15 protein-coding genes are annotated in these 16450 nt (G+C 57.2%); 4 read left to right on the top strand and 11 right to left on the bottom strand.

The features are described 5' to 3' along the window. Positions 1-38: 38 nt before the first annotated feature. Positions 39-326, top strand: coding sequence for a YciI family protein (locus tag JMN37_RS00840; RefSeq protein WP_071572541.1), 288 nt, complete (start codon positions 39-41; stop codon positions 324-326). Between the two features lie 12 nt (positions 327-338). Here JMN37_RS00840 and JMN37_RS00835 read toward each other — a convergent pair whose 3' ends face one another. Together JMN37_RS00835 and JMN37_RS00830 are read right to left on the bottom strand one after the other, a co-directional pair. Continuing rightward, a complete protein-coding gene (locus JMN37_RS00835) occupies positions 339-1508 on the bottom strand; it encodes a TerC family protein (RefSeq protein ID WP_252930818.1) in 1170 nt (389 codons plus the stop codon). A 179-nt stretch (positions 1509-1687) separates the two neighbouring features. Then, entirely contained in the window at positions 1688-4438 is a 2751-nt protein-coding gene (locus JMN37_RS00830) for a DNA translocase FtsK (protein ID WP_252930817.1), read from the bottom strand. 34 nt (positions 4439-4472) lie between these two features. On the opposite strand from JMN37_RS00830, the gene JMN37_RS11390 reads away from it, so the two are divergent. Beyond that, positions 4473-4619 (top strand): hypothetical protein, encoded by a 147-nt coding sequence (locus JMN37_RS11390; protein ID WP_246814942.1) that lies wholly within the window; start codon positions 4473-4475, stop codon positions 4617-4619. A gap of 166 nt (positions 4620-4785) precedes the next feature. Here JMN37_RS11390 and JMN37_RS00820 read toward each other — a convergent pair whose 3' ends face one another. Genes JMN37_RS00820 through dapB form a run of 5 tightly spaced genes read right to left on the bottom strand, consistent with a single transcriptional unit; the run spans position 4786 to position 9937 of the window. Then, positions 4786-5412, bottom strand: a complete 627-nt coding sequence (locus JMN37_RS00820; protein ID WP_252930816.1) for a TIGR03085 family metal-binding protein — start codon at positions 5410-5412, stop codon at positions 4786-4788. 53 nt (positions 5413-5465) lie between these two features. After that, complete coding sequence (locus JMN37_RS00815) at positions 5466-7478, bottom strand: ribonuclease J (RefSeq protein ID WP_252930815.1); 2013 nt, start codon at positions 7476-7478, stop codon at positions 5466-5468. A 2-nt stretch (positions 7479-7480) separates the two neighbouring features. After that, positions 7481-8389 carry a 4-hydroxy-tetrahydrodipicolinate synthase gene (gene dapA / locus JMN37_RS00810; RefSeq protein WP_252930814.1) on the bottom strand — a complete coding sequence of 303 codons (909 nt, stop codon included), beginning with the start codon at positions 8387-8389 and terminating at the stop codon, positions 7481-7483. A 45-nt stretch (positions 8390-8434) separates the two neighbouring features. Then, positions 8435-9154: an FAD-dependent thymidylate synthase gene (gene thyX / locus JMN37_RS00805; protein ID WP_252930813.1), complete on the bottom strand. Its 720-nt coding sequence runs from the start codon at positions 9152-9154 to the stop codon at positions 8435-8437. A 36-nt stretch (positions 9155-9190) separates the two neighbouring features. Next, entirely contained in the window at positions 9191-9937 is a 747-nt protein-coding gene (gene dapB, locus JMN37_RS00800) for a 4-hydroxy-tetrahydrodipicolinate reductase (RefSeq protein WP_071572535.1), read from the bottom strand. Between the two features lie 97 nt (positions 9938-10034). Between dapB and JMN37_RS00795 the strand changes: the two genes are divergently transcribed. Next, positions 10035-10649, top strand: a complete 615-nt coding sequence (locus tag JMN37_RS00795; RefSeq protein ID WP_252930812.1) for an AMIN-like domain-containing (lipo)protein — start codon at positions 10035-10037, stop codon at positions 10647-10649. A 60-nt stretch (positions 10650-10709) separates the two neighbouring features. Here JMN37_RS00795 and JMN37_RS00790 read toward each other — a convergent pair whose 3' ends face one another. From JMN37_RS00790 to JMN37_RS00775, 4 genes are all read right to left on the bottom strand, one after another. Then, positions 10710-13028, bottom strand: coding sequence for a polyribonucleotide nucleotidyltransferase (locus JMN37_RS00790; RefSeq protein ID WP_071572533.1), 2319 nt, complete (start codon positions 13026-13028; stop codon positions 10710-10712). A 137-nt stretch (positions 13029-13165) separates the two neighbouring features. Beyond that, the gene (gene rpsO / locus JMN37_RS00785) at positions 13166-13435 is read right to left on the bottom strand and encodes a 30S ribosomal protein S15 (RefSeq protein WP_070362312.1); all 270 of its coding nucleotides are present in this window, start codon (positions 13433-13435) and stop codon (positions 13166-13168) included. 99 nt (positions 13436-13534) lie between these two features. Continuing rightward, positions 13535-14488: a nucleoside hydrolase gene (locus JMN37_RS00780; protein WP_252930811.1), complete on the bottom strand. Its 954-nt coding sequence runs from the start codon at positions 14486-14488 to the stop codon at positions 13535-13537. 38 nt (positions 14489-14526) lie between these two features. Further along, on the bottom strand, positions 14527-15519 hold the full coding sequence (locus tag JMN37_RS00775; RefSeq protein ID WP_252930810.1) for a bifunctional riboflavin kinase/FAD synthetase: 993 nt from the start codon (positions 15517-15519) through the stop codon (positions 14527-14529). 30 nt (positions 15520-15549) lie between these two features. Between JMN37_RS00775 and truB the strand changes: the two genes are divergently transcribed. Then, positions 15550-16443, top strand: a complete 894-nt coding sequence (gene truB / locus JMN37_RS00770; protein ID WP_252930809.1) for a tRNA pseudouridine(55) synthase TruB — start codon at positions 15550-15552, stop codon at positions 16441-16443. The last annotated feature ends 7 nt before the right edge of the window (positions 16444-16450 follow it).

Here is a 16450-nt window from a genome sequence, read left to right as displayed (position 1 = left end):
ACCCTACCTATCCCATGCTTTCCCTTAGACTGCGTGTTATGAAATATTTTGTATTCCATTACACGTACTCAGATAATACGGACCTCGTAGATGCTACGCGCCCCGCACACCGCGAGTTCATCGCGAAGCAGCTAGAGCTCGGAAGGATTGTCGGATCTGGCCCGCTTGTCGACGCCGGCAAGGCCCTAATCATCGTGCAATTACCAGATACTGCCGATGCTGCGGAGGCAGTATCACTCATGAACCAGGACCCCTACTGGCAGAACAACGCTCTACTCAGCCGAGAGGTCCACGAGTGGAACCCGGTTTCCCGGGTGTTCCCTTAGACCGCGGAGGTTCTACTTCCTCCCGCGCTGGACGTGAAGGTGATCCGTCTCGCGGGAACCAGTGGCGGTGTGGTCGCCCTTGCCCGACGTTGCAGGGTCATCAATCCACTCGATGTGGTGGCCCTGATTGTCGACTTTCCGGCGATTGCCGTGGTCGTCATAGTCAATGTGCCAGCTCGGCCCATTCGGGTCCCGCCGCCCTGCCTTGATATCCGCTCGGTCCTTCACCATGGAGCACAGCACGGTAATCACCAGTACTGCCACAATGAAGCCGAGCGATGCAACGGTGCCAACCTCCGGCACGCTCACATTCTCACCGCCATTGACAAACGGCAGGTTGTTCTCGTGTAGCGCGTGAAGCAACAGTTTGATGCCGATAAAGCCAAGAATCACGCCCAACCCGTACGGCAGATACACCACACGGTCCAACAAGCCAGAAAGCAGGAAGAACATCTGGCGAAGGCCCATGAGTGCGAACGCATTCGCGGTAAACACGATGTACGCCTCAGAGGTAATCCCGTAGATTGCTGGGATCGAATCAAACGCAAACATTACGTCGATAAACCCGATGGAGAGCAGTGCGACGAACAGCGGGGTCGCTGCGGACTTGCCCTCCTTCGTCTTCGACCACAGCTTGTCACCGTGGTAGGAGCTCGTGACAGGGACGACTTTACGGAGTGCCTTCACGACAGCCATATCGTTCGGATCTGTTTCAGGTGCATCAGTCGCCTCGTCGTAAACGAGTTTGACAGCCGTGTAGATCAAGAACGCTGCGAAGATGTAGAAGACGTCGCTCCACGCCTCGATAAGTGCTGCGCCGAGCAGAATAAACAGCAGGCGGCATACCAACGCGATAACAATGCCCAAGAGCAGCACCTTTTGCTGGTACTTCCTTGGAATCTTGAACGCACCCATGATCAGCGCAAAGACGAACAAGTTGTCCACGGACAGCGCAAGCTCAGTGATGTAGCCAGTGAAGAACTGGACGCCGTGCTCGCCGTCCCACTCCCACCAGATCGCGCCGCCACAGATCGCTGCCATCGTCATGTAGAACAGCGTCCAAAAGCCCGATTCTTTGATAGTTGGCTCGTGGGCCTGGCGAACGTGAGTAAGAAAGTCAAAGGCGAAAAAGCCCAGAATGATTGCTGCAGTGAGCAGCCATATCCATAGGGGGACACTCAACGTGGTTACCTCCGGTCGTTGCATAGGACAAAGAAAGACCGGAGGTCTCCCCCACCACGTAGCTACGCGGCTGCCTCAACCGGGATACGTTTGTTCCGTGTTGACGATCTGAGGCACTTGCGGGGTACTCCCCTCCAATGCGAATGCCAGGCTACACCATCAGGGGGAGTCGCTACCAGTTATACGGCTCCACCGGTGGGATTGTAGGTTGCTTCGACCGTCTTCACGTCATCTTCATCTGCAGTGGCGTCATCACCAAGTTGCGCGTCGACGTCCTTCGGTGCGTCCGCGGGATCCGCACCCTTGAGCATCCAAAGAATGGTCTCGAGCTCTTCTGGCTTCACCAGCACTTCACGGGCCTTGGAGCCTTCCGATGGCCCAACGATGCCACGGGACTCCATCAAATCCATCAGTCGGCCGGCCTTTGCAAAACCGATACGCAGCTTGCGCTGCAGCATGGAGGTCGATCCGAGCTGCGCCGTAACAACGAGTTCAACGGCTTCCAGCAGGTCGTCCAGGTCCTTGCCGATGTCGTCGTCGATAACTTTCTTCTCGGACTCCTTCTCTTCCGTAACGCCCTCGACGTACTGTGGTTCGTCCTGGCTCTTGGCAGCGTCCACGACGGCTTGGATTTCAGCGTCAGACACAAACGCACCTTGCATGCGTTGCGGCTTGCCGGCGCCCTGCGGGATGAAGAGACCGTCGCCCATGCCAATGAGCTTCTCCGCGCCACCCTGGTCGAGGATGACGCGTGAGTCAGTAAGCGAGGATGTTGCAAACGCGAGCCTGGACGGCACGTTCGTCTTGATCAAGCCCGTGACGACGTCCACCGAAGGTCGCTGCGTAGCCAAGACAAGGTGGATACCTGCTGCGCGGGCCTTCTGCGTAATGCGGACGATCGAGTCCTCGATCTCCTTCGGCGCGGTCATCATGAGGTCGGCAAGCTCGTCGACGACACAGACGATGAACGGGTAGGGTCGCATCTCGCGCTGAGAGCCTGCAGGAGCAGTGATTTCACCGCTCTTCACCTTCTTGTTGAAGTCCTTGATGTGGCGGACACGAGCGGTCTTCATGTCCATGTACCGCTGCTCCATCTCCTCCACCAGCCACTGCAGTGCCGCCGATGCCTTCTTCGGCTGCGTGATAATTGGCGTGATCAGATGTGGAATCCCCTCGTACGGAGTGAGCTCCACCATCTTTGGATCGATGAGGATCAGGCGTACTTCTTCAGGTGTTGCGCGCGTCAGCAAGGAAACCAACATCGAGTTCACGAACGCCGACTTACCGGAGCCCGTAGAACCCGCAACAAGCAAGTGCGGCATCTTCTGCACCGAAGAGGCAATAAAGTCGCCCTCGATGTCCTTACCTAAGCCGATGAGCATAGGGTCATCGTCTGCAGCAACATTCGGCGCTTCGAGGACATCGCGCAGACGAACCATTTCACGGTCCTGATTCGGCACCTCAATGCCGACGGCAGATTTGCCGGGAATTGGCGTCAACAAACGAACGTTATCGGTCGCGACTGCATAGGCAAGATTGGACTGCAAGTTGGTAATCTTCGACACCTTGACGCCGGGCCCAAGCTCTACTTCGTAGCGGGTCACGGTCGGACCACGGGAGAAGCCCGTCACCATAGCATTGACCTTGAACTCCTCGAAGACCTCTGTGATGGCTTCGATCATGCGATCGTTGGCTTCGGTGCGAGTCTTCGGCGCTTGGCCAGCGAGCAGCAAATCGGTTGTTGGAACGACGTAGGTGGAATTCCTGTCGACCTTCTTCGCGTGGCCATCCTTCGGCGCCTCAGGTGGAGTTGCGCTTGGGTCCTTCCCTGAACGCGCTACGACCGCCTGGCGAACTGCGTCTCGCGACTGATCGACAGCATCCCGTTGGGCCTCCTCAAGCGTAGGCCGGGGCAGAATCTTCGTCTCCTCGGGTTGCGCAGGCTGACGTTTCGACGCCGCCTTCGTCGCAGGACGTTCAATGACCGCAGTGGCGTCGCTGCCTTCCTGCGTATCGAAGTCTTCGCCGAAATCGAAAACCTCTGTCTCATCACCCGATGTTTGAGGCGCTGACGCTGGCTTCGCCGGGTAGTTATCCAGTGGCGTGGAGGCCTTTCGCAACTTCTCCGAGAAAGACGAAAACCCAGAAACCCTTGGTTTCTTTGCCGCTGTACGTGGAGAAAGACCGGTACGTGGGCTCCTCGATTCAGGCTCAACCCGCGAGCGCTTTGCCGACGTGCGCGGGCGCCCCTCTGCGATAGCGTCAATGTCCCGGCCTACATCACTGTAAGGATCCGACTCATCGTCAGTCTCGGGCCGCTGGAATACCGAGCTAAGCCACGCAGTGAAAAAGTCATAGGCCTCACGCACAGTAATACCGGTTGTACGAAGCGCACCATAAACAATGACAAGTCCCAGCAGCGGGACTGCCACATAAGAGGAGAATCCAGCGGCGAGCAAACCACCGGTGAACGTGCCCACTACCCCACCGGCGATCTTGCGGGATTCCCAATCTGCAGGGTTGCCAGCGAAGACATGAATCATGCCAAGCATCGCAACACCAATAATCAACAGGCCCGACGCCACCCTGGCACGTACTGCCGGTTCTGCCTTCACGTTCAGCATGAGAGCGATAGCGATGCAGACCAAAATCACAGGAAGCAGGAGCGCACCAGCACCAATTGCCCAGTGAACACCCTGCGCAATGACGTTGCCTATCGGGCCAGCGATATCCATCCATACGGAGGCGCCCAGGATCGCGGCAAGGCCAATGAGCACTAAACCGTACGCGTCAACGTTGCCACGCGAGATGCCCAACGAGCGACTGGGTTTTCGTGAGTGCTCTTCACGTTGCGGCGCCTCAGCAGAGGGGCCGTCATCAAGAAAATCGAAGTTGTCGTCCTCGTCATCGTATCCGTTTGCGTCGGGCACGCTGTCAAAACTCTCCTTACGGTGTGGTCGAAGTTTGGTAAGCAACGAACCAGCTCCGCGAACTGCACTGCCAATTGAGCTTCCGACGACTCTCGTCGCGGACCCGACCCGTTCATCGGCAGTCTCTGCCGCGACCATGGACGAGGTCGGTGGATGCGTCATCGACGCTGGGGCACCGTAACGGCTCGTCGTTGAACGTGCACGGTCCCGCGGGCCTGTCGAAGCTCGCGTATTTCGTGGCGCTGGTTTTCTGGCAGACATGTGCTACACACTAGTACCTTGCGCACCATTATTACCATCCGCCACTCTAAAACCACAGATGTTGTTACAGGCGAATGAATCAAGTACTACAACTTGATATCTACTCCAGCAAGAGCTTCGACCGCACCGGTTACATCCACTTCGACCGCGCTGCGACCGGCGGCCCACAACAAAAGTTCCCCGGGTTCGCCGTATACGCGGACGACGTTATCGCCCTGCTTTGAAACGCCGACGCCTTCGCCAATGACGGCAGGAGGCAAGTCCGGGGGCGTCAAAATCACAGGTACCGCAACACCCTTCAGCGTGACTGAACCAAACCGCTTCGCAAGCTTCAAAAGTTCTTTGTTGGTGACGGCGCTAAACTGCCGTGGTTCGACCTTACCCCCACCACGACGAACGTCTTCGTGGTGAATAAAGTGCTCGGCTGTATTTAACGTGTCGTCACTCGGCTTGAAAAGCGAAGGCGGACCGATGGCCCAGAGACGCACAAGATCCTCGTACGACCATGATGCAAGTCGGGCTTCCTCCGCCTCCAAAAACTTCCTCGCTCGCTTTACGAATATTCCGATGGCAGCTAATGGCCTTCGTTCACGGATGTAGAGGTGCGTCGCCAAATCTCGAGTGTTCCAGCCCTCGCACAGCGTCGGTGCTTCAGGCCCGACTTCGAGTAACAGTTCAGCAAGTTGATTTCGTTCAGTCTTTGCAAATGACATGGGCCCTAGCATAGTGCCAGGGCCCATAGTTCTGCTCACAAAAGTGTCAGGTATTAAAGCGACTCTCGTGTTGCTTGAACATCAGCGTCTTCTGCCGGTCCAATATCCGCCGCGGTTGGAACCACGGTTGGAAGAATGACTGGCTCACGCTTGTACTTCTGCTCAATCGTTCGCGAGAGCTGACGACGAAGCTGCTGCACCATGCGGTACGGGTCATTCTCCCCTTCTACAGCCAAATCACCCATAACTTCCTGGACACGCTCGACGACCTTCTTATTGAAGTCACGGTCGTCTTCAGAGAAACCAGTGGTGGAGACGCGCGGTACCTCAATGAGGCTACTCGTGCGGTCGTCGATCACGCAGGTAATCGAGACAACGCCACCTGAGGCAAGCGAGCTGCGGTCTGCCAGCACGTCCGGGTCAACGTCGCCCATCGTCGCGCCATCAACATAAAGCTGTCCGACCTGGTACTGGCCAACAACCTTGATCTTGCCCTTCGTCATGTCAACCACAACACCATTTTGAGCAAGTGCGGTATTCTCCGGCTTCACACCGGTCGCAATAGCGAGCTCCTTGTTCGCGCGCATGTGGCGCCACTCACCGTGCACAGGCATAGCGCAAGTCGGGCGTGCTGCGTTGTACAGGAAGAGAAGCTCACCGGCGTAGCCGTGGCCAGAAGCGTGGACATGAGCTTCGGAGTTCGTCACCACAGTCGCACCGATTTGTGCGAGGTTGTTGATCGTCGCGAACACAGCCTCCTCATTACCTGGGATCAGGGAAGACGACAGGATGATCATGTCACCGTCGCGGATGGTGATCTGGCGGTGTTCACGGCGCGACATACGCGAAAGCGCAGCCATCGGCTCGCCCTGCGTACCCGTTGTGATCAGCACAACCTTATGCGGCGCCATCTTGGCAGCTTCTTCGATAGGGATAATCGTGTTCTTCGGAGCCTTCAGCAGGCTCATCTTCTCGGCGATTTCCATATTTCTCAACATGGAGCGGCCGTTGAAAGCAACCTTGCGACCATTCGCTACAGCCGCGTTGACTGCCATTTGGACGCGAGCAACGTTGGAAGCAAACGAAGCAATCACAACGCGCTGCTTCGCCTGGCTCACCAAACGCGTCAGTGTCTCCTCGATACCGGCCTCGGATGCAGAAATACCCGGCACCGTAGCGTTCGTGGAGTCGCACATAAACAGATCGACGCCTTCGTCACCGTAACGCGACAGCGCCGGCAGGTCCGTCGGCATTCCATCGTACGGAGTCTGGTCCACCTTGACGTCACCGGTCATCACAACATGACCCGCGCCGGTCTTAATAGACAGGCCGAGACACTGCGGAATGGAGTGATTCACGTGCCAGAAACGCACGTGGAATGGGCCCAAGTTGACGGAAGAATCCTTGTTCACCTCATGCAACTTCGGACGCTGACGGTGCTCCTTCGTCTTCGCAGCAATCAGCGCATTGGTGAAACGCGACGAGTAAATCGGGATATCCGGGCGCAGCTTCAACAACCACGGGATTGCGCCAATGTGGTCTTCGTGTCCATGAGTGACAACCAGGGCCTCGACCTTGTCCAACTTCTTTTCAATCGGACCAAAGTCAGGCAGCACAAGATCAACGCCTGGTTCACCGGAGTTCGGGAACAGCACACCACAGTCAACGATGAGCAGGCGTCCGTTGTATTCAAACACCGTCATATTACGACCGATTTCGGAAATACCACCCAAGGCGTAAATACGCAGGGTCCCCTTCGGCGCCTTCGGAGGAGCCGGGAGGCGCTTCGTCAAGTCTGCGCCCTGCATCGACTTCACCGGGTTGCGACGGCCACCGCCGTTGTTACCGCGTCCACGGCCGCGTCGGCGATTCCTGCCGTTACCGCCATTTCCGTTCGAGTTCCGGGACTTGCTATCCCGCTGTGACTTCTCAGAGCCCTTGTCATCTTCATTACTTGCGGTTCCTGCGGCCTGCTTCGGTGCCTGAAACACCGGCTTCTGTTCAGTGGCCTCAGGTGGCCCTGCTTTACGCGTCACTTTGCGTGAGCGTGTACGGGGTTCGTTCATACTTAAAGGACTCCAGCCTTCTTCAAATCTTCTCTGAGAACCTCCACCTGCTCAGAGGTCGCTCCGACCACTGGCAGGCGTGGTTCGCCTACTTCAATGCCCTGCAGACGCAGGGCAGCCTTTGCAAATGTTGTGCCACCGAGAATCGCCTGTTGATGTGCGAGAACGTCGATGACGTTGGCGTTAATTTCCCGCGCACGGACGAGGTCGCCTTCCTCGAAGCTTGTGATGAGCTCGCGCAATGCTTGCGGTGCTGCGTGGCCTACAACCGAGACCACACCGGTTGCCCCCATGGCCAGCCACGGCAGGTTCAGCGGGTCGTCTCCGGAATACCATGCCAGACCTGTTGATTGGATCAACGGTGCTGCCTCGAAGAAGTCGCCTTTCGCGTCCTTCATCGCAACTACGGTTGGCAATTCCGCCAACTTCGCAATGGTGTCCGAGGCAATCGGAATCGCAGAGCGTCCTGGAATGTCGTAGAGGCAGATCGGCAACGAAGTTGCAGACGCGATCTCCCGGAAGTGCGCAAACACGCCGTCTTGAGACGGCTTCGAGTAATACGGCGTGACAACCAAGAGGCCATCAGCCCCTGCCTCAGCAGCTTCCTTCGCCAATGCGACGGACTTTCGGGTATCGTTCGTGCCTACTCCGGCGATAAGTTTGGCGCTATCGCCAACTTCTTCACGCACCGCTTTCAGTAACGCGACTTTCTCTTCACTGGTTGTCGTTGGCGATTCGCCCGTCGTGCCCGCAAGCACGAGGGCATCAATGCCATTGCCGACAAGGTGGGCAGCCAATGCTCGTCCTGCCTTAACGTCTAGCTCGCCATGCTTATCGAACGGCGTGACCATTGCGACGCAGACTGTGCCGAAAACGTCAGCACCGATATTAGCTTTCATAGAAGTGCCCATGCCAAAAGAGCGTACCCTTTTTGCTGGCTGAATGTAACTCCACCGCTACGTTTTGTACTGGGTTGTTGCCTTCTTAGTCCCGTCCGGCAGTGTTGTGACAACGAAGTCCTCGAATAAGACGGGTGCGCACTCACTCAAAAGTTCCAGACACCTCACGGCGACCGCCCGTAACTCCTCCCCACTGTGCTCAGCTGCCCTGGTCGCAACAAAATTCCGCCAAGTCCGGAGGTTGCCGCTGACAACAAGTCGGGTTTCTCTCGCAGCCGGAGCAAGTGCCATAGCTGCCTCGCGTACCTGTTGCTTGCGCAGTAAGACATTCTTCTCATCCGTCAGACTTGCTTCCACCGCGTCATGCAATTCGTCGTACACAAACGTAGCGTCTTCAATCGCGTGCTCGAAAAACCGTTGAAGTTGCTCGTCCCGCTGTACAACGCTAGGAACCACGACTCCTCTTTGCTCTTCAGGTAAGGAGTACTGTGAAAGCTCGCTGATTGAAAAGTCTCGGTGTCGCAATATCTCATGGCTGGTGGCCATTGAGATTCCCTGAATATACAGCGTCACGCTTGCGTGCTCGAGCAGCGAGAGGTTGCCGGTATCAATGACGTGATGTAGGAAGGCGTCCGTGCTCGAAGTGTGAGACTCATTGTCACCGAAGGAGTCATAGCTTGCCCTGCCTGCAAATTCGACGACAGCATCCGCCGCCGCTGCACCAGATGAAGGCCGCCAGCCCAGTCCGGCTGGCGGTTCGAACGTTGATGCTGCCACGAGCTGGATGCTGAGTTGGCGCTGCGGCTGCATCTGTTACAGCCCGAGGAACTTGTCAAGGCCGATCGTGAGGCCTGGATGATCCATGACGTTTCGCACGCCGAGCAATACACCCGGTACGAACGAATCACGCCCATAGGAATCTTGGCGGATAGTCAACGACTGATCGACGGTGCCGAAGATAACTTCCTCATGCGCAACCATTCCGGTCATACGCACAGCGTGGACTCGGACGCCATCGATATCCGTGCCGCGCGCTCCATCGAGTTCCTGCACAGTGGCATCCGGACAAGGTTGCATTCCGGCGGCCTTTCGGGCCTCTGCAATCCCTTGCGCTGTCTTTACCGCAGTGCCGGACGGTGCATCCAGCTTGTTCGGATGGTGGTACTCAACTACCTCGGCTGACTCGAAGAACTTGGCCGCCTGGCGAGCAAAGGACATCGTCAATACAGCTGAGATGGCGAAGTTAGGCGCAATGAGAACGCCAGTGCCCTGCGAAGCAGCACACCAGCTGCGTACTTGGTCGTAGCGATCGTCATCAAATCCTGTTGTGCCCACTACACAGTGGATGCCGTGCTTGATACAGAACTCGAGGTTGCTCATTACCGAGTCTGGAGTGGTGAAGTCGACGATAACTTCGGCACCAGCGTCCAACAGTTTTTCTAAGCTGTCGTCTTTATCGATCTCGGCCACAAGTTCAAGATCATCAGCCGCGCGCACGCCCGCTACAACTGCGGTACCAACGCGCCCATGCGCTCCCAAAACACCGACTTTGATTGTCATATCCATTCCTCAATTCTGCCTTTGCGAGTTGCGTTCGTTCTACTGCTGTCACTGTAGCGCGCCGTGCGGCAGGTGTGGTTCGGTACACTCGAAAAGCATGAAGAGTAGCTTGATCCTCCCCGGTATCCTCACCGTGGCTGCACTGCTCACGGCTTGCGGCACGGGCTCCGAAGTGACAGAGCCGTCCGCAGCGACCGCGTCCCCTGAAAGCGTTGCAGCTACCACTACGCAAGACGCACCTGCTACGGAGTCAACGGTGTCGGCTGTGGCATCTCCCGCAGCCCCAGCCGCTTTCAACACCTTCGCTCCACCCGAAGGTGCCCCTGAGCTAACGCTCCAGGATATTCGAGTCGGTAGCCATGAGGCATACGACCGCGTCGTCTTCGAGTTCTCAGGCGATGGCCTACCTGGATACCGAATTCAGTACACCGATAAGGCACTCCAGCAGGCCTCCGGCCACGAGCTCGCGGTCTCCGGTAACGACATCTTGGAGGTGCTCATCGAAGGCACACCGATGGATCGACTCCCGAGCAACCCTGATCTTATCTCCGCTGGCCCGTATCAGCTGGCAACCGGCAACGTCGCTGGGATCACCAACGGCGGCACGTTTGAAAACCAGTCGCAGTTCTTCATCGGACTCGACCGGCAGCGTTCGTTTGAGGCTACGGTGTTGGAAAGTCCAACAGGGCTTTTTATTTACGTCCACCTTTAGCTGGGAAAAGGGTTTGTGGCCTGGGCTTAAATGCCCTGGCCACTTCTTTAAGCGGTGAGACTACTTGTTCTGCTCAACAGGAACAAGGGAGATCTTGCCGCGATTATCAATATCACGAATCTCGACCTCGATCTTGTCACCGACGTTGACAACGTCCTCGACCTTCTCGATGCGCTTGTTGCCACCCAAGTTCGAGATATGAATCAGGCCGTCGGTTCCCGGGACGATCGAAACGAACGCGCCGAATGCAACGGTTTTGACCACGGTACCCAGGTAGTGCTCGCCTACCTTCGGCAACTGTGGGTTAGCAATTGCGTTGATCTTGTCGATCGCGGCGTCTGCTGCTTCGCCACTGGTTGCCGAGACGTACACGGTTCCGTCCTCTTCAATCGAGATGTCCGCGCCGGTTTCCTCGGTAATCGAGTTGATCATCTTGCCCTTCGGGCCAATGACCTCACCAATCTTGGAAACAGGAACCTTCACCGTGGTGATTTTCGGCGCCAACGAGCTCATGTCATCCGGCGAATCAATGACCTCTGCCATCGTGTCCAGGATGGTCTCTCGAGCATCATGCGCCTGCTTCAGAGCCGAAGCGAGCACGTCAGAAGGAATGCCGTCCAGCTTGGTATCAAGCTGCAGGGCGGTGATGAACTCGCGGGTGCCTGCCACCTTGAAGTCCATATCGCCGAACGCATCTTCCGCGCCCAGAATGTCCGTCAGAGCGACGTACTTCGTCTCACCATCGACGTCACCCGACACAAGGCCCATCGCAATACCCGCGACCGGAGCAGCCAGTGGCACACCAGCGTTGTACAGCGACAACGTCGATGCGCACACGGAGCCCATCGACGTCGAACCGTTGGAGCTCAGCGCCTCAGAAACCTGGCGAATCGTGTACGGGAAGTCTTCGCGCGAAGGTATCACTGGCAACAACGCGCGCTCTGCAAGCGCACCGTGACCGATTTCGCGGCGCTTCGGGGAGCCAACACGACCTGTTTCACCAGTCGAATACGGTGGGAAGTTGTAGTGGTGAATGTAACGCTTCGAAGTCTCAGGGCTCAGCGAATCGATTGGCTGTTCCATCTTCAGCATGTCAAGCGTCGTCACACCAAGGATCTGGGTCTCACCGCGCTCGAACAGTGCCGAACCATGCGCACGCGGGACCAGTTCGACTTCCACGCCGAGGTCACGGATCGCAGTCACGCTGCGACCGTCGATACGGTAGCCATCCTTCAGGATCTTGCCTCGAACAATCTCCTTCTGCAGTGCGTTGTACGCCGCGCGAATCTCCTTCACCACAGCAGCAACATCGTCGTCATCTTCGTCGACGTCGAGGCGGTCAAGCACATCTTCTTCGATGTCCTCGATGTACGCGTTGATCTTCTCTTCGCGCTCCTGCTTGCCAGCGATGGTCAGGAAGGAAGCGAGCTTCTTCGATGCCTTCTTCTCCACTGCTTCAAACACCTCATCGGTGTATGCCGGGAATAGCGGAAACTCCTTGCGTTCCTTGTCGAACTGAGCTGCAAGGTCGCGCTGCGCCTCACACAGCGTCTTGATGTACGGTTTCGCAGCCTCCAGACCGTCTGCGACGGTTTCCTCGGTAGGTGCAGGTGCGCCGTCAGCGATCAGCTTGACGACGTTCGCGCCAGCTCCTGCCTCAACCATCATGATTGCAACATCCGCTTCCGTCTTACGGCCACGCTTGCGCTCAACAATTCGGCCCGCAACAACCATCTCGAAGATGGCACGCTGGTGCTGCTCGTGATTCGGGAATGCAACCCACTGGCCTTCTGGGTGTTTATCGTCAGCGATCAATGCCATACGCACACCACCAACAGGGCCGGAAACCGGCAGGCCAGAAAGCTGCGTTGCTGCGGAAGCTCCGTTGATAGCGACAACGTCGTAGTACTCTTCCGGGGCGATCGACAGGACGGTAATCACGACCTGAACCTCGTTGCGCAGCCCCTTCACGAAGGTTGGGCGCAGTGGGCGGTCGATGAGACGGCAAGCCAGGATCGCCTCAGTGGATGGGCGGCCTTCGCGGCGGAAGAACGAGCCCGGGATACGGCCCGCGGCATACATCCGCTCCTCGACATCAACGGTCAGAGGGAAGAAATCAAAGCCTTCGCGGGGGTTATTCGACGCCGTCGTCGTCGCAAGCATCATGGTGTCATCGTCCAGGTAGGTCGTCACCGACCCATCTGCCTGGCGAGCCAACTGGCCCGTCTCAAAACGAATGGTGCGAGAACCGAAATCACCGTTGTCGAGCGACGCTACTGCTTCGGTAACCCCATACTCTTCATCAACGTGGATTTCGTACGAATTTCTCGGCTTAAAACTGCTCAATTGATCCCTCTCCTTGGATCTCCGGGCGATCATCGATGTCGCCGTTTTTGTGTCTTTTAGAACGAAGCACACTCTACCACCCTGCCAGGGATTTCACCACGCTTCAGACACAGCTAAACCCCCGCCCTGAAAGCCAGAGCGGGGGTTTGAAGCCTTATGACGTGATCGTCTTAACGACGCAGGCCGAGACGAGCAATCAGGTCACGGTAGCGCTCGACGTTGTTCTCACGCAGGTACTTCAGCAGACCACGACGGCGACCAACCAGCAGCAGCAGGCCACGACGGGAGTGGTGGTCGTGCTGGTGGAACTTCAGGTGCTCAGTCAGGTTGTTGATGCGCTCGGTGAGCAACGCAACCTGTGCCTCCGGGGAACCGGTGTCAGTCTCGTGCACACCGTAGGTCTTCAGAATCTCTGCCTTTTTCTCAGCGTTCAGCGCCATGAAAAACTCCTCATTTGTTTCAGTCCGCATATACTTTGACCACTTCGTGCTGCAACTGCTGCGAACCACAGTCTCAACGCGCACAAAGCCTGGACTACTTTAGCTGCTGCGCGCCAGGTTGGTCAAACGCGTCATGAACTCATCGAGGAATCGATCAACGTCGACACCAACTGCAACCTGACTCGTCTTCTTCGGGTCATTCAGACGCTCCGGGTCCCCGATCGTTCGTCCACGAGTTGGCTCTTCGAGGTCCGTACGCAGGTTTACACCAATGCAGTCAACCAGGCTGGGATCTATCGCAACTGCTACCGCCAACGGGTCATGCAGCCCGCACCCACCAAGATGCGGCGAAGTTGTTTCATATGCCTTGATGTAAAAATCAGTCGCCTTTGCCAAGAAGTTGCCTTGAGACGTGCCCAACTCCTTCCACACCGCGGTTTCTTTCGACGTCAACAGCGTCTGCAAAGTGACATCGAGCCCGATCATGGTGAGGTTCTGCGCCCTGCGCATCACAAAATCAGCAGCTTCGGGGTCCTGATTGATGTTCGCCTCAGTGCACGTATTGACGTTTCCCGGCACGGTCAGCGCACCGCCCATCATCACAATCCTGGCACTGTCTGCAAAGTCTTTATCGGCTTCCATGGCAGCTGCGACCGTCGTCAGAGGCCCGACAGGAACAATCACTAATTCGTCGCCGTAGCGGTGGAACGCATCGACCATGAAGTCCACCGCGGAGGCTTCCTCGACAGCGCGATGGGCATCCGGAAGTTGCGCCTCCCCTATACCGTTTACGCCGTGAATGAACTGCGAAATTTCCAACACTTCAAAGCTGTCCTTGGCACGAGCATGCGTCGGGCCAGCGAACACGGGAATATCGGTGCGCCCGAATAGCTCGAGAATCGCGAGACTGTTGCGAACGCTATCAGCCACCGTGACGTTTCCATATGTCGATGTCACGCCGACAAGTTCCACTTCAGGTGAAGCCATAGCGTATGCCAACGCCAACGCGTCGTCGATACCGGTGTCTACGTCGAGAATCATCTTGATGGTCACAGCAAAAACCTTTCAAGCAACACAGATCAGCAACGGCTTTATTCTACGGAATCAGCAACAGGCTCGCTTAAGAGTTCGCGGGTCCGGGAAACGTCCCGAGCCATGTGCTCCAGAAGCTCGTCAACGGAATCGAACTTGACCATGTCGCGAACCTTCGCCACAAATTCGACGCGGGCCATCCGATCGTAGAGGTCAGCATCTCTATCAAGCACGTAGGACTCGACACTGCGCCGCTTGTCACCGAACGTCGGATTAGTGCCGACTGAAATCGCAGCCGGGTAGCGCTTTCCCGGAACCATGTTCCCGCCGATGGGGGCATCGTCGATAATTGTGAGCCACCCCGCGTACACCCCATCTTTCGGGAGGGCAGAAACATCAGCAACATACTGATTCGCGGTCGGGTAACCGAGCTCGCGACCTCCTCGCCCAGCACCCCGCTCGATCGGACCCACAACGGAGAACGGCCTGCCCATGTAGTCCTTAGCCACGCTGATGTTGCCCTGCGCAAGCTCGTCCCGAATCGCCGTTGAACAAATTCTTGTCGCACCCTCTTTCAGCAGGCGGACTACCGTCACATCAACACCATTCTGCTCACCGAGCTGCACCATCGTCTGCGACGTGCCGGAAGCGTTACGTCCGAACGTAAAATTCTCGCCCACAAAGACATGACGAGCATGCAAGGTGCCCATCACTACTTTGTCGAAATAGTCTTGTGCACTCTCCCCCGCAAGCTCTTTGCGGAAATCGATAACAATCAGCGCGTCCACGCCAAGCTCAGCGATGAGCCGCGCCCGCTCCTCGAGTGGCATCAGCGCCGTGGGTGCGGCTTCCGGACGAAATACTGCTACCGGGTGCGGCTCAAATGTCATCACCACGCATGGCACCTGGAGACGCTTCGCCTCATCAACAGCTGCTTTGATCAGCATCTGGTGACCGCGGTGGACTCCGTCAAAGACCCCTATCGTCAGCACGGTGCCGTCGAGGGCACCAAACGATTCCGGTACAGCATTAAGACCGTGCAAAATATCCACGTGCAATAGCGTACGGCATACTAAAGAGCTATGAGTGATCCCCTCGCTACATCTGGAATTGTTGTCATCGATAAGCCCCAAGGTCTCACAAGCCACGACGTGGTCGCACGCCTTCGCCGTGCTTTCGGGACCCGCAAAGTTGGTCATGCCGGCACCTTGGATCCGATGGCGACTGGAGTACTGGTTGTCGGTATCGAGCGCGGCACAAAGCTCCTCGCCCACCTCGTCGCGGAAACCAAAACGTACGAGGCAACCATTCGGCTCGGTGCCACCACCACGACGGATGACGCCGAGGGCGAGGTCGTCAGCACCTCCCCCACCGATGCAGTCACTGACGCCGACATTATCGACGCCATCGACAGCTTCCGCGGCGATATCATGCAGCGTCCCTCAAGCGTGTCCGCAATCAAAATCGACGGCAAGCGCGCACATCAGCTCGTCCGCGAAGGACACGATGTCGAGATCCCAGCCCGACCAGTAACAATTCATGAGTACAGCATTTTGGGCATCGCTCGCGTCGATACCTGGATTGACGTCGATGTCCGTGTGCACTGCTCCTCGGGGACGTACATTCGCGCGCTCGCACGCGATCTAGGTGAGACCCTACACACCGGCGGGCACCTGACTGCGCTTCGCCGAACCACAGTCGGGCCCTTTAACCTCGAGCACGCATTGGAGCTGGAAGACATCCAGGCTCACCCGCGCTTCAGCCTCACCCTCGACGAAGCCTGCGCTACCTGTTGGCCGGTACTGCCCGTCACCAACGATGAATACGACGCCCTCGCTATGGGCAAATGGCTCGAACCTCGCGGACTTTCGGGTGTACACGCTGCACAACGTGACGACGGCCGCGTCGTCGCCCTTGTGAAAGAATCCAAGAAGCGTCTTGCCACGGTGTTTGTCGCGCGCCCATCCACGCTGTAGTCAGCGC

Source organism: Corynebacterium lipophilum, from assembly GCF_024102595.1.
In the GTDB taxonomy this organism is placed as follows: Bacteria; Actinomycetota; Actinomycetes; order Mycobacteriales; family Mycobacteriaceae; genus Corynebacterium; species Corynebacterium pseudogenitalium.
Note: the sequence above shows the minus strand (reverse complement) of the source record. Positions and strands in the feature narration are given on the sequence as shown.